Consider the following 22,063-nt stretch of genomic DNA (forward strand, 5'->3'; position numbering starts at 1 on the left):
GCGCGCCGGGATGCGTGCACAGCACGTACCGAGCGGGCCCCGGTGCCAGCCCTTATCCCACATGGGAAAAAAGGGTTCGGCGCGAGGTGCAAGTGGAGGCAGCGGCGCTTCTGAAAATTCGAACTACAGAGGAAGACAAATGGGACGCTTGACTACCCATGTGCTCGACACCGCTGCAGGCACGCCGGGTCAAAACCTGGCGATCGCTCTGTTCAAGATTGTCGACAATCAACGCCAACCGGTGAAATCGGTTCGCACCAATCACGATGGCCGTTGCGATGCGCCGCTGCTGGAAGGCGACGCGCTCCAAGCTGGCGTCTATGAACTGGACTTCGGCGTGGGCGAGTACTACCGCGCAGCCGGCGTCAAACTCCCCGAGCCCGCGTTCCTCGACGTGGTAACGCTGCGCTTTGGCGTGGCCGATACCAGCGCGCACTACCACGTGCCGCTGCTCGTCTCGCCGTGGTCGTATTCGACCTATCGCGGCAGCTAAGGGCGGAGGGGAGCGAATCATGGAAGGCTATATCCTCGACTGGGCCAACTTGCTCTTGCGTTGGCTGCACGTGATCGTCGCGATCGCGTGGATCGGTTCGTCGTTCTACTTCGTCTGGCTCGATAACAGCCTGACCAAACCGGAAGCGTCGGACCTGAAAGACAAGGGCGTCGACGGTGAACTGTGGGCCGTGCACGGCGGCGGGTTCTACAACCCGCAAAAGTACCTGCTGGCGCCGAAGCAACTGCCGGATCATCTGCACTGGTTCTACTGGGAGTCGTACTCCACCTGGATGTCGGGCTTCGCGCTGCTGACGGTGGTGTACCTGTTCAATGCCAACGTCTACATGATCGATCGCAGCGTGTTCGACATGACGGCGACGACGGCGGTGCTGCTGGCGCTCGGCTTCCTGGTGGTCGGCTGGCTGGTGTATGACACCATCTGCCGCGTGTTCGGCAAGAACGACCGCGTGGTGGGCATTCTGGTGGCGATCTATGTGGCGCTGGCTGCGTTTGCGGCATGCCACCTGTTCTCGGGCCGTGCGGCATTCCTGCTGATCGGCGCGATGATCGCGACCATCATGAGCGCCAACGTGTTCTTCTGGATCATCCCGGGGCAACGCAAGGTGGTGGCCTCGCTCAAGGCTGGCGAAAAGCCGGACCCGATCCACGGCAAGCGCGGCAAGCAGCGCAGCGTGCACAACACCTACTTCACGCTGCCGGTGCTGTTCGCGATGCTGTCGAACCACTACAGCATGACGTACGCCTTCAAGTACAACTGGGCTGTGCTGATCCTGATCATGGTGGCTGGCGTGCTGATCCGTCAGTTCTTCATCCTGAAGCACAAGGGCGTGGTGAACTGGGCGTATCCGGCAGCAGGCGTGGCTGTGCTGCTGGGTGTGGCGGTGTGGCTGGCTCCGGTATCGCGTCCGGCGGCTCCTGTGGCAGAAAGCGCTCCGGCTGCGGCAGCCGCAGGTACCGCGGCGGCGGCCACTCCGGCAGCCGCTGGCGGCTCCGACTTCGCCAAAGTACAGGCAGTCCTTACCGCGCGGTGCTACCAATGTCACTCGGCTCATCCTACCCTGATGCCTTCGCCGGCCAAGGGCGTGTTGCTCGATACGCCGGACGAACTGGTCAAGCATGCGCAGCTTGTGTATCAGCAGGCCGTGCAGCAGAAGCTGATGCCGCTGGGTAACGTCACGAACATCACCGACGACGAGCGCGCGATCATCGCCAAGTGGTTTGAAGGCGGCGCCAAGACCAACTGAGGCGCACGCCGGATCGACAACAGAGAGGTTTATCGGAGCATGTCATTCGTTCCCTAGCGGGTGACATGACCGGTGAGGGTTGAACGGGGCTACGGCCCCGTTTTTTTTGCCGGTCGCACACCGATTGCGGGTGGTCGTCACGCTGCCCGCACGTCTGCTATCTTCCGGGCCATTCATTTTCGTTCGGCTCTCGCCTATGACCGACCGCATCATCGCCGCCTTTGATTTCGACGGCACCATCACGACCGCCGACAGTTTTCGCCATTTCGTCTGGCGGGCGGTTGGTGCTCGGCGCTTTTTGTGGGCTGGGCTGCGCGCATTGCCCTGGATCGGCGCGATGAAGATCGGGCTGATCTCACGCGGTGCGGCCAAGGCCAAGTTTGCATGGTTTGCGCTGGGGCCCATCGAGGAATCCGTGCTCGATCAATGGGCGCAGCGCTTTGTCGACAGGCATCTTGCACACCTCGTGCGGCCGGAGATGTTGCTACGTATCCAAGAACACCGGATGCGGGGTCATGCACTGGTGTTGGTCAGTGCATCGCCGTCGCTCTATCTGAAGAAATGGGCGGTCACCGCCGGCTTCGACGCCGTGCTGGCGACTGAGTTGGCATTCGAGCAGCATCGTTTTACCGGTCAGCTCGATGGTGAGAACTGTTGGGGGCCGCAGAAGGTTGTGCGGTTGCGGCAGTGGTGGGCGGATCGTCCACCACTGAAATTGTTTGCCTATGGCGACAGTCGTGGCGATCAAGAAATGGCCGAGCTCGCCAATTGGGCGTGGATTCGCGGGCATGGCGCGATGCCGCCGATCGATCGTTGAAAGATCGACGGCCCGCACCGCAGTCGCTACCGATTTACTTGCCCACGCCCAGCAGCGCCAGCACACCCAACACTAGGAAAATCAGCGCAGCAATCCGATGCACCAGCTTGATGGGCATGCGCGACGCGAACTTGTTGCCCATCAGCACCGCGGGCACGTTGGCCAGCATCATGCCGAAGGTCGTACCGGCGACTACCCACGCGATGTCATGGAAGCGCGCCGCCAGCGCCACGGTGGCGATCTGCGTCTTGTCTCCCATCTCGGCAAAGAAGAACGCGACGATGGTGGTGCCGATGATGCCCAGGCCGCGCGTGTCCTTGGGGGCTTCTTCGTCATCGAGTTTGTCGGGAATCAGCATCCAACCGGCCATGGCGATAAAGGCGGCGCCGAGAATCCAGCGCAACACGTTCTCACCGAGCACATGTGTGATCCAACCGCCAACGGCACCGGCGAGTGCGTGGTTGACCAAGGTGGAGACGAAGATGCCGATGATGATCGGCACTGGCTTGCGAAAACGCGCGGCCAGCAGGATCGACAGCAGTTGGGTCTTGTCGCCGATTTCCGCGAGGGCGACGATACCGGTGGAGACGAGAAAGGCTTCCATGTTCTTGTGGTGTCCGGGCCGTGTGCGAACCAATGACGCACCGCTGCCGGCCCTATCCGCAGAGGTGTGTCATCGGTCTCGCCAGGCGCGTCACCAAGGTGTCACGCATCTTTCGATACTGGGCACCCTGAGTGGCTGCTGACCACGCCATAACCACCTGCCGTTGCAGCGGTGGTCAAGTCTGTTGACGTGGCCCCCGAGGTCTCAACCTCGGGCGACTACTCCCCAATGGAAGCGGGGATTATAAGAGGATCAGGCGTTGGCGCCAACCGCAAACTTGGCGGGTTCGCCCTGGATATAGGTGGCGGATACCGCGCGGTCTTCGCCCAGTAGCGCCAGCGAGAACAGCAGCTCTTCCAGCGTTTCCGAGCGCGCGTTGCGGCGCGCCAGCAGCGGCGTGGCGGCCGGGTCCAGCACGATGAAGTCGGCTTCCGCGCCCGGCACGAAGCTGCCGATGCGGTCTTCCCAGCCGAGTGCCTCAGCAGCACCGCGCGTGGCCAGATAGAACATGCGCAGTGCGGTCAGGTGATAGCCGCCCATGCGGGCGACCTTGTGCGCCGTGCCCATCGTGCGCAGCATCGAGAACGAGCTGCCGCCGCCCACGTCGGTGGCTAGCGTGAGCGCCAGCCGGTGCGCGTCGTTCTTGTGGAAGTTGTACAGGCCGCTGCCCAGGAACAGGTTGGACGTGGGGCAGTGCGCCACAGCCGCGCCGGATTCGGCCATGCGCTGACGGTCGCCGTCGTCCAGCCAGATGGCGTGGCCGTAGAAGGCGCCCTTGCGCAGCAGGCCGTACTTGTCATACACGTCCAGGTAGCTGCGCGCGTTGGGGAACAGGTCGGCCACCCATTTCACTTCGTCGGGGTTTTCGGCGACGTGCGTCTGGATGAAGACGTCCTTGTATTGCTTGGCGAGTTCTGCGCAGGCTTGCAGTTGCGCTTCGCTCGAGGTGGGTGCAAAGCGTGGGGTGATGGCGTAGCCCAGGCGGTCCTTGCCGTGCCAGCGCGAGATCAGGTCGGCCGTGTCGCGTGCGCCGGATTCCGCCGTGTCGCGCAGGTACTCGGGGCAGTTGCGATCCATCATCACCTTGCCGGTAATGAGGCGCATGCCGCGTTGCTGCGCTTGCGTGAACAGCGTCTCGGCCGAGCCGCGATGTACGGTGCTCCACACCATCGCGCTGGTCGTGCCGTTGCGCAGCAGTTCGTCAAGGAAGAACGAGGCGACGCCGGCGGCGTATTGCTCGCTTTCGAAACGGCGCTCTTCCGGGAAGGTGTACGTCTCCAGCCAGTGCAGCAGGCCCGGCGACGGCGAGGCGATCATGTCCGTCTGCGGGAAGTGGATGTGCGTGTCGATGAAGCCAGGGACGATCAGCTTGCCGCTGTAGTCGTGCAGTTGCGTGCCGGCGGGCAGGTTTTCGCGCAGCGCGACGTAGTCACCAGCCTGCACGACCTTGCCGCCCATGACCACGAGCAGGCCGTCCTCCCAATACTCATAGGCATCGCGCTCGCGATACTGCGGATCGTGCAGGAAATGCAGCACGCGGCCGCGGTAGGCGTGAACGTTGTTGGAAGTCGGAGGCATGGTGGTCATCGTCGTCTCGTGGGTTTTTACGTCGCTAACACAACCTGCCTGGCGTCGTTGCGCCGCCCGAAGTTGCCAGCACTCGGTACTTCAGTACTGTCTGCGTCGACGCGCCTAGCCAGGCAGGCTGTGTTAGCGACTTTCAGTGTGTGTGCTTCCAGTGGTCGTCGACCTTGGCAAGCCACATCGTTTTGTCCTGCTCGGGCAGGAAGGACGCCTCGAAGCTGTTGCGCGCGAGCGTGTGGGCATCGGCGGCAGACAGGTCGAGGGCGTGGAAGGTGGCGAGCCAGTTGGTGTTCATGTAGCCGCCAAAGTAGGCCGGATCATCGGAATGCAGGGTCACTGCGCAGCCGGCATCCAGCAGTTGCTTGAGCGAGTGATCGCGCAAGTCGGGGTAGACCTTCAGCTTTTCGTTCGACAGCGGGCACACCGTCAGCGCGATGCGCTCGGCAGCCAGGCGCTTGACGAGCGCGGCATCGTCGATGGCGCGCACGCCGTGGTCAACGCGCTCCACCTTGAGGATGTCGAGCGCGTCGATCACGTATTGCGCAGGGCCCTCTTCACCGGCGTGGGCGACCAGGCGCAAGCCCAGTTCCTTGCAGCGGGCGAACACGCGCGCGAATTTCTCCGGCGGGTTGCCGCGCTCGGACGAATCCAACCCCACGCCGATGATGCGGTTGGCCGGGTCCTGGATGTAGGGCAGGGCGGCTTCGAGCGTGGCGAAGGCGTCTTCCTCGCTCAGATGGCGCAGGAAGCAGAGGATCAGCAGGCTGGAGAACCCATGCTCGCGTTCGGCATCATCGAGCGCGCGGACGATGCCGTTGATGACCACGTGCATTGGCACGTTGCGCGCGGTGTGCGTCTGCGGGTCGAAGAAGATCTCGGCGTGGTGGACGTTATCCGCCAGCGCGCGCGCTACATACGCGGCAGTCATGTCGTAGAAATCCTGCTCGGTGAGCAGCACGCTGGCGCCGGCGTAGTACAGGTCGAGAAACGATTGCAGATCGTCGAAGGCGTAAGCCGCGCGCACTTCCTCAACGGAGGCATACGGCAGCTTGACGCCGTTGCGCTCGGCCAGCGCGAACATCAGTTCGGGTTCGAGCGAGCCTTCGATGTGGATGTGCAGTTCGGCTTTCGGGCTGGTGGCGATGCGTTCTGCAAGAGCGGCGGAGATCGGCATGATCAGACAGGTGTGGGGACGCGGTAAGGAACCGTCGCCCCGCCACTGGCCGTGGTGAGCGCGTGCTGCTGGAGCTCACGCACTTGCAGGAGTTGGGCGACGACGGATACCGCAATGATATCCGGCGCCTTGTCCACGATGCCCGCCACACCAATCGGGCACACCATTTCCGGCAGACGTGCCGGGTCCACACCGTGCTCCACCATGCGGTGCTCGAAGCGCGCGCGCTTGGTTTTGGAACCGATCAGGCCGAAGTACGCAAAGTCCGTGCGCCGCATGATGCGTTCGCACAGTGCAAGGTCTAACGCATGGTTGTGCGTCATGACCAGGAAGTAGCTGCCGGCGGGCGCGTGGTCGATCACGGCTTCCGGCGTATCGGTGGATTCGATGGTGACGTTCGGCGGCACCTCGGTGGGGAACGGGAACATCGCATCGCGCTCGTCCACCCATGTCACGCGGCAGGGCAGGTGAGCGAGTGCGCGCACGATGGCGTGGCCGACATGGCCGGCGCCGCACAGCACGATCGACATGTCGGGCGGCAGTACGGTTTGGGTGAAGCCACTGGCGTCGAACTGCACGCCGGCTGCAGCCGCATCGCCGATGGTTGCTTCAACGTTCACGGCCGCATCTGCGGAGACAACGCGGCGCAGGCTGCGGCGTTGGCGCATGGCGTCGTCGGCCAGGGCGATCCATTCTGCATCGCGAGCGTCGAGTCGTTCCAGCGACAGGCGCACCACGCCGCCGCAGCACTGGCCCAGCGCAGGCCCGAGCGGAATGCGCACGAACTGGCGGCGTGCGTCGCCGCTGGCTTCGGGCGCGTCCATCATCGCCTGGGCGATTTCCATCGCGCGCCATTCCAGATGACCACCACCGATGGTGCCGAAGAAGCCATCGCCGCACACGAGCATCAGCGTGCCAGGCTCGCGCGGGGCGGAGCCCTGTACGTCCGTCACCGTGACCAGCACGCACGGCTGCCCCGCTTGCACAGTGGCAAGCACGTCGGCGAAGCGGAACGGGCGCAATTGCGTGTGGTCCATGACGGTCTCCGTACTTCAGGTCAGGCGGATAGCGGGGCGCTGCGGATGGCGTCCACGGCCTTGAGGATTTCCTCGCTGGTGGCCGGTGCGTTCAGCGGCGGGCTGGTGCGGCCATCGCCCACGGCGGCCACCGCATCGCGGATGGCAAAGAACACCGAGAACGGCAACAGCAGCGGCGGCTCACCCAGCGCCTTGGAGCGGTGGATGCTGTCTTCCACGTTGGCGTTGTTGAACAGGTGCACGCGGAAGTCCGTCGGGCAGTCGTTGACCGTCGGGATCTTGTAGGTGGACGGCGCGTGCGTCATCAGCTTGCCGTTCTTGTTCCACCAGAGTTCTTCCGTGGTCAGCCAACCCATGCCCTGGATGAACGCGCCTTCCACCTGGCCGATGTCGATGGCCGGGTTGATCGAGCGGCCGGCGTCGTGCAGCACGTCGGCGCGCAGCAGGCGCCATTCGCCGGTGAGCGTGTCGACCACCACTTCCGACACCGCGGCACCGTACGCGTAGTAGTAAAACGGACGGCCCTTGAGCTTGGACTGATCCCAGTGGAGCTTGGGCGTGGCGTAGAAGCCGTCGGACCACAGCTGCACGCGCGCCACGTAGGCCTTGCTGATCAGCTCGTCGAACGGCACTTGGCGCGCGCCGATTTCCAGATGATCGCCCACGATGGTCACGGTTTCGGCGGGCACTTCGTAGTGTTCTGCGGCAAACGCGATCAGGCGGGCGCGGATCTGGCGTGCGGCGTCCTGCGCGGCCTTGCCGTTCAGGTCGCTGCCGGTCGAGGCTGCGGTGGCGGACGTGTTGGCCACCTTGCTGGTATCGGTCGCGGTCACACGAATGCGCGTGAACGACACGCCCAGTTCGTGCGCGACAACCTGCGCGACCTTCGTGTTCAGGCCCTGGCCCATTTCGGTGCCGCCGTGGTTCACGAGGATCGAGCCATCGTTGTACACGTGCACAAGTGCGCCGGCCTGGTTGAAGTGCTTCACGTTGAACGAGATGCCGAACTTCACGGGCGTCAGCGCCAGGCCACGCTTGAGCACCGGGCTCGTCGCGTTGAACGCGCGGATGGCCTCGCGGCGGGCGCGGTAGTCGGACGTTGCTTCCAGTTCGTTGAGCAGTTCGTGGATGACGTTGTCTTCCACGGTCTGGCCGTACGGCGTGATGTTGTTCTTGTCCTTGCCGTACAGGTTGGCGCGGCGCACATCGAGCGCGTCCTTGCCGACTGAGCGCGCGATGTTGTCCATGATGTACTCGATGGCAAACGCGCCCTGCGGGCCGCCGAAGCCGCGGAATGCGGTGTTCGACTGCGTGTTGGTGCGGGCGCAGAAGCCGTCGATCTCCACTTCGGGCAGCCAATAGGCGTTGTCGAAGTGGCAGATGGCGCGCGTCATCACCGGGCCGGACAGGTCGGCCGAGAAACCGGCGCGCGAGGTCATGTCGCACTTCACGCCCAGGATGCGGCCGTTATCGTCGTAACCAGCTTCGTAACCGAAGCGGAAGTCGTGACGCTTGCCGGTGATCATCATGTCGTCGTCGCGGTCCGGACGCAGCTTGACCGGGCAGGCGAGCTTCCATGCCGCCAGCGAAGCGCAGCAAGCAAACAGGCCCGATTGCGATTCCTTGCCGCCGAAGCCACCGCCCATGCGGCGGCATTCCACCAGCACTTGGTTGGCGTGCCAGCCCAGCATGTGCGACACCATGTGCTGCATCTCGGTCGGGTGCTGTGTCGAGCACCACACGTGCATGCCGTTGTCTTCCTTCGGCACCGCGTACGAGATCTGGCTTTCCAGATAGAACTGCTCCTGGCCGCCCAGCGACATCTGACCGGCTTCCGAATGCGGTGCAGCGGCAATGCGCTCGGCCGGTTCGCCACGCTTCAGATGCATCGGCGGCAGCACGGACTTGCCGGCGGCGCGTGCGTCTTCAGGCGTCAGTAGCGGGGGCAGCACTTCGTATTCGACGTCACCCAAACGTGCGGCGCGGCGTGCCGCGTCGTGCGACGTGGCCACCACGATGAACATCGGCTGGCCGATGAAGTGCACCGTGTCGGTCGCCAGGATCGGATCGTCGTGGATGATCGGGCCGCAATCATTGGTGCCCGGAATATCCGCAGACGTGAACACGGCCACCACGCCCGGTGCTGCCTTCACGCGGTCCAGGCCCAGATTGACGATGCGCGCATGCGCTTGTGTGCTCATGCCCAGCGCGGCATGCAGCGTGCCGGCCAGCTCGGGGATGTCGTCGGTGTACGTGGCAGTGCCCGCCACATGCAGATGTGCAGACTCGTGCGGGCGTGAGATGCCAACCACGGCACCGCGCTGGTCAGGCATGGCCGCTGCAATATCGGCTTCCGCCAGCAGGAAGGCTTCGGTTTGCTTGTTCATGTTCTCAGGCTGCCGTGAGGGTATTCAATTCGACCGCGCGCACATTGATCTGTTCGGGCGTGAGCGGCGCGTCGGTGCGGGTTTCCAGCCAGAAGCGGTACACCGTGTTGGCGGCCGAGATGCGGCGGTAGTTGTCGGTGGCGCGCATGTCGGACAGCGGGGTGTAGTCGCGCGACATGGCTGCCATGGCAGCACGCACGGTCGCTTCGTTCCACGGCTGGCCGGTGATGGCGGCTTCGGTTTCGGTGGCCCGCTTGGACGTGGCGGCCATGCCGCCGTAAGCGATGCGCGCACTGCGCACAATGTCACCGTCCAGTTCGATGGCAAGTGCGGCGCACACGGCCGAAATGTCTTCGTCAAAGCGCTTGGACAGCTTGTACGTGCGGAAGCGCATGGCGTCGCGGCCCTCACGCACCGGAATACGCAGGCCGGCCACGAATTCGCCTTCTTCCATCGCGTTCTTCTGGTAAGCGAGATAGAGGTCTTCGAGCGGCAGTTCGCGGCGCACTTCGCCACGTTGCAACACGACGCGCGTGCCGATGGCGATGAGTGCCGGGGCCGAGTCACCAATCGGCGAACCGTTGGCGATGTTGCCGCCCAGCGTGCCGGCATTGCGGATCGGCAGCGAGGCGAAGCGCTTCCACAGCTCGGTCAGCTCGGGGTAGTCCTCGGCGAGGAATTCGTAGGCTTGCTCCAACGAGACGGCGGCGCCGATTTCGATCCAGCCGTCGCGCTTTTCCAGGGCATACAGGTCCGCCACTTGGCCGATGTACAGGATGTCGCCCAGGTCGCGGAACTGCTTGGTGACCCACAGCCCGACGTCGGTGCTGCCGGCCAGGATGCGGATGTTCGGGTGCGCAGCCTTGATGGCGGCAAATGCGGATGCCGTGCGCGGTGCGTAGAAGCGCGGCGCCTTTTCGGTACCGACCGGTGCGTAGCTGAAGGTGTCCGGGCGCTGCAGCTTGCGCAGCGTTTCTGCCAGTTGCGTGCGATCAATGCCAGCCGGCGAGGGCAACTCGAACATGCGTTCGCCTGCATCGATGATGGGACGGTAGCCGGTGCAGCGGCACAGGTTGCCGGTGAGCGAATCGCAGATGGCCTGGCGCGAGGGGATCGGCGCCTCGCTGCCGGTGTTCTCATACAGCGCGTAGAGCGACATCACGAAGCCCGGCGTGCAGAAGCCGCACTGCGAGCCGTGGCACTCCACCATGGCTTCCTGCGCCGGGTGCAGCGTGCCATCCTTGCCGCGCACGTCTTCCACGGTGAACAGCGCCTTGCCGTCCAGCGTGGGCAGAAACTGGATACACGCGTTGACCGCCTTCAGGCCAACGCTGCCGTCCGCCTGCAGTTCGCCGAGCACGACGGTACATGCACCGCAATCGCCTTCGGCGCACCCTTCCTTGGTGCCTGTACAGTGCGCGTCTTCACGCAGGTATTGAAGCACCGTCCGGGTGATCGGCGCGTCCGTAACGGTGCGCACCTGGCCGCGGTGGAAGAAACGGATGGGCTGAGTCTCCATGGGGTTTTACGCCTGTTTGTGTGTGTAGTGGAACCATAGCACCGGGCCAGGAATGCAATATTTGGCCCATGTGATAACCCGCATCGGAAAGCCAAAATCCGGGGTATACCCGCCGGTAGCGGTCTGGCGGCGCGACGTGCAAGTGACATACACTGACAGCGTCCCCTCAGCACGTTTTTAGACCGCACGGCGTCGCCCGTGCTCGGCATCCAGATGCACGGCAAAGATCACCTCGACACCTACCTCCTGCGCGTTCTCTACACGCTGCTCACCGAGCAGAGCGTGACGCGTACGGCGGTCAAGCTCGGCCAGTCGCAGCCGGCCATCAGCAACACGCTCAAGCGCCTGCGCGAGATCACCGGCGACGCCATCCTCGTGCGCGGCAAGAACGGCATGGTGCCGACCGAGCGCGGCCATGAGTTGCTGACCCTGGCCCAGCAGAGTCTGGAGGCGATGGAGCGCATCGCCCGCCCGTCACAGGAGTTCGACCCCGGTAGCACCACGCGCACCTTCCACCTGGGCGCGCCGGATTATCTGGATGCATTTTTCCTGCCCAACATTGTTGAGCGCCTGCGCAAGCAAGCGCCGCAGGCCAAGCTGGTGGTGCATCCGCTCAATGCCGGCGTCGATTATCTGGCCGCGCTGGAGCAGGGCGGCATGGACCTGGTGATCGGCAACTGGCTGTCGCCGCCCGAGCATCTGCACATTTCGCCGCTGTTCGACGATGAAGTCGTCTGCATGCTGGGCGCCCAGCACCCGCTGGCGCGCAAGGGGATCTCGCTCAAGCATTACGTGGAGATGCCGCACCTGGCACCCGCACCGTACGCCGTCATGCAGCGCAGCATGATTGATCAGGCACTTGCGGAGCAAGGGCTCAAGCGCCAGATCCAGGTGTCGCTGCCATATTTCGGGCTGGTGCCGTATGTGCTGATGCGTACGGATCTGGTCTTCACGACTGGCCGCCAGTTTGCGGCGCATTGTGCGCAGTATCTGCCGATCCGCATCCTGCCGACGCCCATGGCGTTCCCGAAGATGCGCTTCTACCAGCTCTGGCACGAGCGCAGCCACGCTGCGCCCGATGTGATGTGGCTGCGCCGGATGATCGGCGAAGTGGCCGCAGAGTTGCCGCAGCATCCGCAATTGGAAACGGCAGCCTGAGCTGCCGATCCGACATCTTCTCAGCAAGCAGCGGGATTACTTCCCGCTTGCGACCGTTTTCCCGTAGTTCGGGAAGAACACCTGCTCCCCGTTCACCTTGAAATCGGCAATCGCCTGCTGGCCGGCGGGGGAGGTGATCCACTCGATCAGCTTGGTCGCGTCCGTGTAGTTCGTGCTTGGATACTTCTTCGGGTTCACGGCGATGATGCCGTACGGGTTGAACATGCGCGGGTCGCCTGCCAGTACGATGTCCAGGCCCGTCTTGGCGCGATAGGCGCCGTAGGTGGCGCGGTCGGATAACGTGTACGCGTTCATCTGGGCGGCCATGTTCAGCACTTCGCCCATCCCCAGGCCCGCGCTCACGTACCAGGGCTTGCCCTTCGGGTCGACGTTGGCGGTCTTCCAGTAAGCTTTTTCCATCACGTCGGTGCCGGAGTTATCGCCGCGCGAAATGAACTTGGCACCCGATTTCTCACCGGCAGTGGCGATGGTCTCCATGCTTTGGATGACGTTCTTCTGACCACGGATGCCTGCCGGGTCCGCCGTCGGGCCGACGAGGATGAAGTCGTTGTACATCACGTCACGGCGGTCGATGCCGCCACCCGAGGCGACGAACGCATCTTCGAGTTGCCGGGCGTGCACGAGCACCACGTCCACATCACCCGACTCCCCTAGCTTGACGGCCTTGCCAGTGCCAACGGCAATCACTTGCACATGGATGCCGGTGGCGGCTTCGAACTTGGGCAGCAGCACCTTGAGCAAACCGGAATTTTCTGTACTGGTCGTGGTGGCCATGCGGAGATCGCCTGCATATGTAGCACTGGCAAAAGTCAGAACTAGGCAGGCGATGGCAGACAACCGAAGGGTTTGGAGCAATCCGGGCATGTCGTGAGCAGGATATAAGAGACGTGGACGCTTTATGTTGGATGTTGCATGATGTCGGCAACATTGAGGCGGTCGGCAGCCACGATGCGCCCGCCCCTGGGAGATGACGGGAATTGTTCTCCGGGAGCACGAGCCAAGTAAATAGGAAATCACAAACATAATGACGTTCCAGTTCGAGGTTTTCCCGGTGGTGGGGCCGGATGACAATCCGCGCGCCAACGGCAAGGTCTTTCAATTGCTGCGGGCGGTGCGCGAAACGGGGTCGCTGCACCGGGCAGCCAAGCAGGTGGGGTTGTCGTACCGGCACGCATGGGGCGTGATGCGCTCGTGGGAAGAGATGCTCGGGCGGGCGCTGCTGGATATGGAGCGTGGCCGCGGTGCATCGCTCACGCTGTTCGGCGAGCGCATGCTACGTGCCGAAATGCGCCTGCGCGAGCAGCTTGATCCGGCCGTGCGCCAGGCCATGGGCCAGTTCATGGCGGAGCTGGAAGACGCCTCGCAGTCTCAAACGCGCATTCGCTTTTCGGGCAGCCATGATCCTGCGGTGGAAGTGCTGGCCGAGACATTTGCGCATGCAAGTCATGGCTCGCACCTCGATACCGTGTTCTGCAGCGCCGTTGAGGGGCTGATCTGCCTGCAGGAGAAACAGTGCGAGGTGGCCGGCTTCTATGTGGCGCCGCAACAGGGCGCCGGTTCGATCGCTCACCAAACATTGCGCAAGTGGCTGCGTCCGACCGCCGTGCGCCTGATCGCCCTGGCCGATCGGGAGCAGGGGTTGATGATGTCGCCGGAATGGGCGGGGCGCGTGCAGTCGCTGCAGGACCTGGCGCGCACGCAGGCACGGTTCGTCAACCGCCAGCGCAGTTCGGGTACGCGCCTGCTGTTCGATCAGTTGCTGGTGGCTGCAGGGCTGTACCCGGATCAGATCAACGGTTATGACGAGCAGGAGTTCTCCAGCGACAAGATCGCCGTGGCCGTGCAGGAAGGGCGGGCGGATGTCGGTTTCGGCCTGCGCCCCGGGGCTGAGGCCCATGGCCTGCATTTCGTGCCGCTTACGCGTGAAACGTACTACCTGGCGGTGCGCCGCAATGACGCGCTTGCCTCGTGGGTGCGCGAGCTGATCGAGCGCATTGGTCAGCCGGCGTTTCGCGAAGGGCTGAGCCATCTGGCGGGCTATCGCGCCACCGAGCAGGTCGCGCTGCTCACCGCCGATCAGGCATTGCCCTGGCACGCTGAGGACGCCCGCGCGCTGGCCCACTGAAGTCGTGCGAACATGACGGGGTTTGCTCCCGCCCTTGTTCCGCCCATGTCACGTTTTTCCGTCTGGACCCAAGCCTTGCGCATGCTGCGCCGCGACTGGCGCGCTGGCGAGCTGAATCTGCTGCTCGTTGCGCTGGTGCTGGCCGTGGCTGCGCTGGCGTCTGTCAGCTTTCTGGCTGACCGCATGCACGCTGGTCTGGAGCGTGATGCCCGCCAGTTGATCGGCGCAGATGTGCTCGTGGTGTCTGATCAGCCGTTGCCGGCCGACATTGAGGCACATGCGCGCGCCAGCGGCCTGGAGGTGACGCATACCGCGACCTTCCCCAGCATGGCCAGCACGCTCACCAACGGTTCATCTGGTGAGCCGGCATCGCAGTTGACGGCCATCAAGGCCGTGGATGCGGGATACCCGCTGCGCGGCACGCTCAAGGTGAGCGGTGATGGGCGCGATACCGTTGGTGCGCCTATCCGCGCGATTCCTTCTGCGGGCACGGTGTGGGTTGATGCACCGTTGCTCGACGCACTGGGCCTGCGTGTGGGGGACGCCGTTCGCCTGGGCACACGCACCTTCAAGATCGCCCACGTCATCACGCAAGAGTTGGACCGCGGCGCCGGCTTCATGAACTTTGCCCCGCGCGTGATGCTGCCGATGGCCGATCTGGCCTCTACTGGCCTCGTCACGTACGGCAGCCGCGTCACGTACCGCCTGCTGGTGGCTGGGCCCGATGTGGCCACCACCACCTTCCGCGATTGGGCTGAAAGCGAACTGAAGACGCGTCAGGTGCGCGGCGTGCGCATCGAGTCCTTGCAGAACGGCCAGCCGCAGATGCGCGAAACACTGGATCGTGCCGAGCGCTTCCTCTCGCTCGTCGCCTTGCTCGCGGCAATGATCGCGGCGGTGGCCATCACGATGGCGGCGCGTCGCTACACCGCACGCCACACCGATGCGGTAGCCATCATCAAGTGCCTCGGGCTGCGGCAGGGGCAGATTCTCGGGACGTTTGCGCTGGAGTTTTTGCTCATTGGCGTGCTGGGTTCGCTGGTGGGCGTGGCGCTGGGCTATGGCGCGCACTGGTTGCTACTGGCGTCGTTGGGTGATCTGGTGACGGTCTCGTTGCCGGCGCCGTCTGTGTGGCCGGCTGTGGTGGGCGTGACGGCAGGGCTGGTGCTGCTGGTCGGCTTTGCTGTGCCGCCGCTGCTGAGCCTTGTGCGCGTGCCACCGCTACGCGTGCTGCGGCGGGATGTGGACGAACGTGCGATTGCCGCGTGGGTTGGCTATGCCCTAGGGGCGGCGGCGTTCTTTGCGCTGCTGGTGGTGTCTGCGCGCGATGTGAAGCTGGGAGCGTTGACGGCAGGCGGGTTTGCCGGCGCCATTCTGGTTTTCGCGTTGCTGGCAGCCGGTGGGCTGCGCGCGCTGGCCGTGTCGCTCGGGCGCGGGCGCGCGCTGAGTGTGGGCTGGCGTTTTGCGCTGGCCGTGCTGGAGCGCCGTCGCGGCGTGAGCGTGCTGCAAACCGTTGCCCTGGCTGTCGGGTTGATGGCGCTGCTGTTGCTCGCCATGACGCGCAATGACCTGATCCGCTCGTGGCACAACGCCACGCCGGCCGATGCGCCCAACCGCTTCATCATCAACATTCAGCCGGATCAGATGGAGGCGGTTTCGCAGGCGCTGTCGCGTGCGGGTGTGGTCGATCCGAAGCTCTACCCGATGGTGCGCGGGCGCCTGACGCAGGTGAACGGTCAGATCATCGGCCGCGAGACGTATGCCGAGTCCCGTGCTCGCAACCTGATCGAGCGCGAGTTCAACCTGTCCTACGCGACGGTGCAGCCGCCCGAAAACCGCATCATCGCCGGCCAGTGGTTTGGTGGGCAGAAGCCCGAGGCGTCGGTGGAGGAGGGCATTGCCAAGACGCTCAATCTGCATCTGGGCGACGTGCTGCGTTTCGATGTCGCCGGGCAGACGGTGGATGCGCCCATCACGTCATTGCGCAAGCTCGACTGGAGCTCGATGCGCGTGAACTTCTTCGTGATCCTGCCGCCCGTGGCGTTGCGTGATATGCCGCAGACGTACGTGACGGCATTCCGTATTCCGGTAGGGCAGGCCGATCTGCCGTCCAGGCTGGTGCGTGAGTTTCCGAACCTGACCGTGGTGGATACCGAGCTGATCCTTCAGCAGGTGCAAGGCGTGCTCGACCAGGTGACGGTAGCGGTGGAGTTCCTGTTTGTCTTCACGCTGGCGGCGGGTGTGCTGGTGCTGTATGCCGCGCTGTCTGGCTCTCGCGACGAGCGCTTGCGCGATGCCGGCGTGCTGCGCGCGCTGGGCGCGGGCTCCGGCATTGTGCGTCAGACGCAATACGCCGAGGTGCTGATCGTGGGTGGCCTGGCCGGGTTGATGGCGGGTGTGGGTGCCATCGCCATCGGCTGGGTGCTGTCGGCACATGTGTTCGACTTTCCGTATCGATTCAACCCGGCGATCTTGCCGGTCGGCATCGTGGGCGGCATGCTGTGCGCCTTTGCCGGTGGCTGGCTGGGTTTGCGCGATGTGTTGCGCCGCCCAGCCATGGCAACGCTGCGGGATGCCTGATCGTTTTTTTGATGTGATTGACGCTGTATGACTGACGCAACTTCCGGCCAGGAAACCCTGGCCTTCGACTTGATTGGCGGCGAGGCGCGCGTGCGCGAGCTGGTCGATCGCTTCTACGACCTGATGGACCTCGATCCCGAGTTTGCCGTGCTGCGTGGGGTGCATCCGCCCAGCCTGGATAGCGCGCGGGACAAGCTGTTCTGGTTCCTGTGCGGCTGGCTCGGCGGCCCGAACCACTACATCGAGCGCTTTGGCCACCCGCGTCTGCGCGCACGCCATCTGCCATTCGAGATCGGCTCGCAGGAGCGTGACCAATGGATGCGCTGCATGGCACTCGCGATGCAAGACGTCGGTCTGGATGAAGCGCTACAGATGCGCCTCATGCAAGCCTTCTGGCAGACCGCCGACTGGATGCGTAATGTGCCGCGCTGAGGTGCTGTACTAAGCGCACGTCACAAGACAAGAACACCCTGAGGAGACACCCGCATGATCGGTTTGCCCACTGCCGACGACGTGCTCGCGTTCTGGTTCGGTCCCGCACCGCTTACCGTTGATCGGCCCGAGTGGTTCACCAAGTCAGATGCGTTCGATGCGGAAATCCGCGCGCGTTTCCTGCCATTGTGGGAAGCGCTGTCGACCGGCGAGGCCGACACGTGGATGGACACCCCGCTGGAGGCGATTGCGCGCATCGTGGTGCTGGATCAGTTCTCCCGCAACATGTTCCGCAACAACCCGCGTGCCTTCGCCAGCGACGCTGCAGCGCTGCATACCGCGCGGATCGTCGTGGCTGCCGGTTGGGATGTCCAACTGCCAACGCGCTTTCACCGCGCATTCTGCTACTTGCCGTTCGAGCACAGCGAGGCGCTGGCTGCACAGGACGAGTCGATTCGCCTCTACACGCGCTTGCGTGACCAGGAGAACGATGCGGACTCGCTCATCTGGGCGGAGAAACATCGGGAGATCATTGCTCGCTTCGGGCGTTTTCCGCATCGCAATGCGGTGCTCGGGCGCGTGTCCACGCCCGAGGAGGTGCAGTTTCTGGCCCAGCCTGGGTCGTCGTTCTAGACGCTGGGCTGGAAGTGGCTCAGGTGCGCTCGCGGCGCTCCGACCACTTGTCGACGGTCTCGCGCGGTGCACGCGAAAGCATGTCGATCAGCTCGGCGGGGTTGTCGCTCACGTGCAGCAGGTCGGCGTGGTGGCGCTTGAGGAAACCTTCTTGCACGGCGTGGTCGATGAAGGCCAGCAGCTTGTCATAGAAGCCTGCCACGTTCAGCAGGCCGATCGGCTTGTTGTGATAGCCGAGCTGCAGCCACGTGAAGGTCTCGAACAGTTCTTCGTAGGTGCCCACGCCGCCAGGCATGGCGATGAAGGCATCCGCACGGTCGGCCATCATCTGCTTGCGCTGGTGCATGCTGTCGACGACGTGCAGCTCGGTCAGCTCCTTATGGCCGACTTCCTTGCGCACCAGCGACTTGGGGATGATGCCGATGACCGGGCTGCCGCCATGCAGTACCGCGTCCGCCACGATACCCATCAGGCCGACGTTGCCGCCGCCGTAGACGAGCGTGAGGCCGCGCTTGACCATCTCGTTGCCCAGCGCAATGGCGCCGGCCTTGTAGTCCGGGCGTTCGCCCGGGCTGGAACCGCAATAGACGCAGATCGATTTCATTTGGCAGGGGTGGTGGGGCTGGAGGCGCCTGGTGCGCCAATCGGCGGATCGTTGCTGCGGCTGACCGCGAGCAAGTCGAAGGCCCGCCGCGGCTTGCCGCGCAGGTAGGGCGCGAGGATCGACAGGATGTGGTAACTCGCGCCGTGCAGGTGGTCACGGATCGCGTTCTGATCGTTGTACTGACGCGGGTGCTGCACGAACTGGAACGACAGCCAATAGGTTGCGATCACCACGATGTTGGTGCAGATCGCATCGACTTGGACAGGCGTGGCTTCCATCTCGCCGTCTTCAATGAACTGGTGGCAGATGTCCATGGCGAAGTGGCGCTTCTGCTCGACGATGCGCTTGAAGTTCAGCTCCAGCATGCGGTTGCGTGCCAGCAGATCGTTGATGTCGCGGTACAGGAAACGGTAGTTCCACAGGAACTCCGACATGTACTGCAGGTAACCCCAGGTCTCGTCCAGCGTGGCCTTGTGGTCGTCCGGCAGCTTCAGGCGACGCGCGATCTCCTGCTCGAACTGCACGAAGATCGAGTTGATGATGTCGTCTTTGTTGCGGAAGTGGTAGTACAGGTTGCCCGGGCTGATCTCCAACTCTTCGGCAATCGTCGTGGTGGTGACATTGGGCTCGCCCAGTTCGTTGAACAGGCGCAGCGATACTTCGAGGATGCGGTCGCGCGTGCGGCGTGGGCCGGTGGAATGCTGCTTGGTTTCCATTGAACTGCCAAGGCCGGTGGCCCTGTCTCCGTGGCGTGTGTGTGCCCGGATTATAAAAGATCGTGCTTGTGCAAAGACTCCCCACATGCAGTGGGGCAGACATTGCCAAACGTTATCGCCGCGTGTGCGCGGGTAAGCCCCTACCATCCTAATGCAGCAGTGACGCCACCCACGGCCAGGCGATCGCCACCCACGTCCCCGCGCACAGCAGCAGGGCCAGCATGACCGCCGCACTGCCGAAATCCTTGGCGCGCTTGGACAGCCCGTGCTGCTCCAGCGAGATGCGATCGACCGCCGCTTCCACGCTCGAATTGAGCAGCTCGACAATCAGCACCAGCACCAGCGTGCCGATCATCAGGATGCGCTCCACTACCGTGGCGGGAATGACGAACGCGCACGGCAACAGGATCGCGCACAGCGTCAACTCCTGGCGGAACGCGCTTTCCTCATCGATGGCGAAGCGGATGCCGCTGATGGAGTTCTTGAGCGCGAACCACGCTCGTGTGATGCCGCGATTGCCCTTGTGCGGGTTGTCGGCTGGCGAATAGGCGCCCGCCGTGGGCGGCGGGGCAGGGTCCGCTAGTGGCCGATCGGGCGGCGTGGTCGGCTTCATGGAACGCAAGGCTTAAGCGCCCGTGGCGGTCGAGGGTTGTGCGGTTTTGGCATCGCCGGATTGTACGGCGGGCATTGGGCGCAAGTGCGCCAGGAATTGCTCGGAAGCCGCACGCCATGAGAATTTCTCTGCATGTGCGCGGGCCGTCGGGCGGTCGATGCGCAGCGCTTCGAGGCAGGCCTCGCGCAGGTCTTCGCGCAGCGCGCCGGCCGGCGAGTCGCCCAGCACGTCGATCGGGCCCGTTACCGGGTAGGCCGCCACCGGCAACCCGCTGGCCAGCGCTTCGAGCAACACCAGGCCAAACGTATCCGTGCGGCTCGGGAAGACGAACACATCAGCCGAAGCGTACACCTTGGCCAGTTCCGGCTGCTTGAGCACGCCGAGGTAGTTGGCGTTCGGATACTTCGCCTTCAGGCCCGCCAGCGCAGGGCCTTCGCCCACCACCCACTTGGAGCCGGGCAGGTCCAGTTCCAGGAAGGCTTCTACGTTCTTCTCAACAGCCACGCGGCCGACGTACAGGAAGATCGGGTGCGCTGTGTTGAGCACGTTGCCGCGCTGCGAGGTGAAGACGTCCAGATCCACGCCGCGCGTCCACAGCACGCCGTTGGTGATGCCGTAGTCGGCGAGGTCTTTCAACACCACGGGCGTCGGTGCCATCACGGCCTGGGCCGGGCTGTGGAACCAGCGCAGGAAGCGATACGTCCACGCCAGCGGGATGCCGAAGCGTGCCTGCACGTACTCCGGAAAGCGTGTGTGATACGCCGTCGTGTAGGGCAGCTTGTGGCGCAGCGCGTAGGCGCGTGCGGCCAGGCCCAGCGGGCCTTCGGTGGCGATATGCAGGGCCTGCGGGGCGAACTTCTCGATGCGCTCGCGTACGCGCTTGGCCGGCAGGATCGACAGGCGGATTTCCGGATATGTCGGGCACGGCACCGTCTTGAATTCGAGCGGCGTGATCATGTCGACGATATGGCCCATGGCCTCAAGCTCACGGCGCGTCTGGGTGAGGGTACGGACGACGCCGTTGACCTGCGGTTCCCAGGCATCGGTGACGATCATGACTTTCACGGGCTCTCCTTGGAGGGTGGCGGGTGTCGATTGCGCGGCGGCGGGCTGTACGAGGTCGATGTTGGTATTCGTCATGTGGGCTAGGGCTTCCATCAGGCGGCGGCCGCTGCGGCACGGCGTGCGCGGCGGGAGGTGCGCGGCGCATCGAGCAGATGCGTCCAGTAGACGATCTGCAGTTCGCCTTCCATGGTTTCGACCAGGGCGGAGAGGCTCTCCACCCAGTCGCCGTCGTTGCAGTAAAGCTGGCCGTCGATCTCGCGGATCTCGGCCTTGTGGATGTGCCCGCAGACCACGCCGTCGCAGCCGCGGCGGCGTGCTTCGTCGGTCATCACGCGCTCGAACGAGTTGATGAAGTTGACCGCGTTCTTGACCTGATGCTTGAGGTATTGCGACAGCGACCAGTACGGGAACCCCAACCGCACGCGAATGCTGTTGAAGTGCCGGTTCATCGCCAGGATGAAGGTGTAGAGCGAGTCGCCCACGTAGGCGAGCCAGCGCGCGTGCTGCATCACACCGTCGAATAGATCGCCGTGCACGACCCACAGGCGCTTGCCGGTGGCCGTGACGTGCACAGCGTCTTCAGCGACTTCGATATCGCCAAAATTCAGACCGTGGAATTGGCGCACCATCTCGTCGTGGTTGCCGGGGATGAACACCACGCGGGTGCCCTTGCGCGCGCGGCGCAGCACCTTCTGCACCACGTCGTTGTGCGCCTGCGGCCAGTACCAGCCCTTGCGCAGTTGCCAGCCGTCGACGATGTCGCCGACGAGGTACAGCGTGTCGGAGTCGTTGTGCTTGAGGAAGTCGAGCAGGTAGTCTGCCTGGCAGCCCGGCGTGCCGAGGTGGATGTCCGACAGCCAGATCGTGCGGTAGCGGTGGACTTTCTCGGCAGGCGGGTCGGTGTCCTTGTCGGCAAGTTGGTCGGGTGCCAGGGTCGGGACTGGTGCGGAGGCGGGCGCCTCGTGATCGCGGACATCGCCGCGGCCAGCCGGCACGGCTGAACCCAGCGCGCCGGCGGCGGCAAGTCCGGCTGCCATTTGCATCAGAGGCGGTGGAGCGTTCCAGTCGGAACCGGTGAGGGGAGCGGCGCGAAAGCGTTGCGCGAGGCGGCGGAGGAAACCAGGGCTGGGCAGATTTGGCAGGACCATGTCGGCAACAGAGGCTGCGTTGGACGGATTTCGCCATCGCTGCGTGAATAAGCCGTGTCAGAAACATGACCGTCACATGACGGGGT

At 64.2% G+C, this 22,063-nt stretch carries 20 protein-coding genes and 1 riboswitch; of the genes, 8 read left to right on the forward strand and 12 right to left on the reverse strand.

Annotated features, from left to right (window positions below; genetic code table 11):
* The first annotated feature begins 139 nt into the window (after positions 1-139).
* The 3 genes from uraH to ACS13N_RS03675 all read left to right on the forward strand — a co-directional run bounded on the left by uraH (position 140) and on the right by ACS13N_RS03675 (position 2,577).
* Positions 140-493 (forward strand): hydroxyisourate hydrolase, encoded by a 354-nt coding sequence (gene uraH, locus ACS13N_RS03665; protein ID WP_438930400.1) that lies wholly within the window; start codon positions 140-142, stop codon positions 491-493.
* 19 nt (positions 494-512) lie between these two features.
* A complete protein-coding gene (locus tag ACS13N_RS03670) occupies positions 513-1,760 on the forward strand; it encodes a urate hydroxylase PuuD (RefSeq protein WP_438930401.1) in 1,248 nt (415 codons plus the stop codon).
* 196 nt (positions 1,761-1,956) lie between these two features.
* Positions 1,957-2,577 (forward strand): HAD-IB family hydrolase, encoded by a 621-nt coding sequence (locus tag ACS13N_RS03675; RefSeq protein WP_438930402.1) that lies wholly within the window; start codon positions 1,957-1,959, stop codon positions 2,575-2,577.
* Between the two features lie 34 nt (positions 2,578-2,611).
* Here the strand turns inward: ACS13N_RS03675 and ACS13N_RS03680 are convergent, their stop codons facing one another.
* The 6 genes from ACS13N_RS03680 to xdhA form a co-directional block, all read right to left on the reverse strand.
* Positions 2,612-3,181 (reverse strand): TMEM165/GDT1 family protein, encoded by a 570-nt coding sequence (locus ACS13N_RS03680; RefSeq protein WP_438930403.1) that lies wholly within the window; start codon positions 3,179-3,181, stop codon positions 2,612-2,614.
* Positions 3,182-3,301: 120 nt separating this feature from the next.
* A riboswitch (yybP-ykoY riboswitch) is annotated at positions 3,302-3,420 on the reverse strand.
* Between the two features lie 13 nt (positions 3,421-3,433).
* Complete coding sequence (gene guaD, locus ACS13N_RS03685; protein ID WP_438930404.1) at positions 3,434-4,768, reverse strand: guanine deaminase; 1,335 nt, start codon at positions 4,766-4,768, stop codon at positions 3,434-3,436.
* Between the two features lie 133 nt (positions 4,769-4,901).
* Positions 4,902-5,939: an adenosine deaminase gene (locus tag ACS13N_RS03690; RefSeq protein WP_438930405.1), complete on the reverse strand. Its 1,038-nt coding sequence runs from the start codon at positions 5,937-5,939 to the stop codon at positions 4,902-4,904.
* 2 nt (positions 5,940-5,941) lie between these two features.
* A complete protein-coding gene (gene xdhC / locus ACS13N_RS03695) occupies positions 5,942-6,976 on the reverse strand; it encodes a xanthine dehydrogenase accessory protein XdhC (RefSeq protein ID WP_438930406.1) in 1,035 nt (344 codons plus the stop codon).
* Positions 6,977-6,996: 20 nt separating this feature from the next.
* Positions 6,997-9,363 carry a xanthine dehydrogenase molybdopterin binding subunit gene (xdhB, locus tag ACS13N_RS03700; RefSeq protein ID WP_438930407.1) on the reverse strand — a complete coding sequence of 789 codons (2,367 nt, stop codon included), beginning with the start codon at positions 9,361-9,363 and terminating at the stop codon, positions 6,997-6,999.
* Positions 9,364-9,367: 4 nt separating this feature from the next.
* Positions 9,368-10,882 (reverse strand): xanthine dehydrogenase small subunit, encoded by a 1,515-nt coding sequence (gene xdhA / locus ACS13N_RS03705; protein WP_438930408.1) that lies wholly within the window; start codon positions 10,880-10,882, stop codon positions 9,368-9,370.
* Positions 10,883-11,095: 213 nt separating this feature from the next.
* Between xdhA and ACS13N_RS03710 the strand changes: the two genes are divergently transcribed.
* The gene (locus ACS13N_RS03710; protein ID WP_438930609.1) at positions 11,096-12,040 is read left to right on the forward strand and encodes a LysR substrate-binding domain-containing protein; all 945 of its coding nucleotides are present in this window, start codon (positions 11,096-11,098) and stop codon (positions 12,038-12,040) included.
* 36 nt (positions 12,041-12,076) lie between these two features.
* Here ACS13N_RS03710 and ACS13N_RS03715 read toward each other — a convergent pair whose 3' ends face one another.
* Complete coding sequence (locus ACS13N_RS03715) at positions 12,077-12,925, reverse strand: substrate-binding domain-containing protein (protein ID WP_438930409.1); 849 nt, start codon at positions 12,923-12,925, stop codon at positions 12,077-12,079.
* Between the two features lie 160 nt (positions 12,926-13,085).
* Between ACS13N_RS03715 and ACS13N_RS03720 the strand changes: the two genes are divergently transcribed.
* From ACS13N_RS03720 to ACS13N_RS03735, 4 genes are read left to right on the forward strand one after another with little or no spacing between them, the layout of a single operon-like run.
* On the forward strand, positions 13,086-14,186 hold the full coding sequence (locus ACS13N_RS03720) for a substrate-binding domain-containing protein (protein ID WP_438930410.1): 1,101 nt from the start codon (positions 13,086-13,088) through the stop codon (positions 14,184-14,186).
* Positions 14,187-14,231: 45 nt separating this feature from the next.
* On the forward strand, positions 14,232-16,766 hold the full coding sequence (locus ACS13N_RS03725) for an ABC transporter permease (RefSeq protein ID WP_438930411.1): 2,535 nt from the start codon (positions 14,232-14,234) through the stop codon (positions 16,764-16,766).
* 27 nt (positions 16,767-16,793) lie between these two features.
* A complete protein-coding gene (locus ACS13N_RS03730; RefSeq protein ID WP_438930412.1) occupies positions 16,794-17,198 on the forward strand; it encodes a group II truncated hemoglobin in 405 nt (134 codons plus the stop codon).
* A gap of 54 nt (positions 17,199-17,252) precedes the next feature.
* Positions 17,253-17,831 (forward strand): DUF924 family protein, encoded by a 579-nt coding sequence (locus tag ACS13N_RS03735; protein ID WP_438930413.1) that lies wholly within the window; start codon positions 17,253-17,255, stop codon positions 17,829-17,831.
* A 19-nt stretch (positions 17,832-17,850) separates the two neighbouring features.
* Here ACS13N_RS03735 and ACS13N_RS03740 read toward each other — a convergent pair whose 3' ends face one another.
* From ACS13N_RS03740 to ACS13N_RS03760, 5 genes are all read right to left on the reverse strand, one after another.
* Positions 17,851-18,435 (reverse strand): TIGR00730 family Rossman fold protein, encoded by a 585-nt coding sequence (locus ACS13N_RS03740; RefSeq protein WP_438930414.1) that lies wholly within the window; start codon positions 18,433-18,435, stop codon positions 17,851-17,853.
* Positions 18,432-19,151, reverse strand: a complete 720-nt coding sequence (locus ACS13N_RS03745; protein ID WP_438930415.1) for a TetR/AcrR family transcriptional regulator — start codon at positions 19,149-19,151, stop codon at positions 18,432-18,434. Before ACS13N_RS03745 ends, ACS13N_RS03740 begins: the two co-directional genes overlap by 4 nt.
* 148 nt (positions 19,152-19,299) lie before the next feature.
* On the reverse strand, positions 19,300-19,764 hold the full coding sequence (locus ACS13N_RS03750) for a diacylglycerol kinase (protein WP_438930416.1): 465 nt from the start codon (positions 19,762-19,764) through the stop codon (positions 19,300-19,302).
* Between the two features lie 12 nt (positions 19,765-19,776).
* Positions 19,777-20,820 (reverse strand): glycosyltransferase family 4 protein, encoded by a 1,044-nt coding sequence (locus ACS13N_RS03755; protein WP_438930610.1) that lies wholly within the window; start codon positions 20,818-20,820, stop codon positions 19,777-19,779.
* A 101-nt stretch (positions 20,821-20,921) separates the two neighbouring features.
* Complete coding sequence (locus ACS13N_RS03760) at positions 20,922-21,872, reverse strand: UDP-2,3-diacylglucosamine diphosphatase (protein WP_438930417.1); 951 nt, start codon at positions 21,870-21,872, stop codon at positions 20,922-20,924.
* Between the last annotated feature and the right edge of the window lie 191 nt (positions 21,873-22,063).

Source organism: Ralstonia sp. 24A2 (genome assembly GCF_051783885.1).
Classification (GTDB): Bacteria; Pseudomonadota; Gammaproteobacteria; order Burkholderiales; family Burkholderiaceae; genus Ralstonia.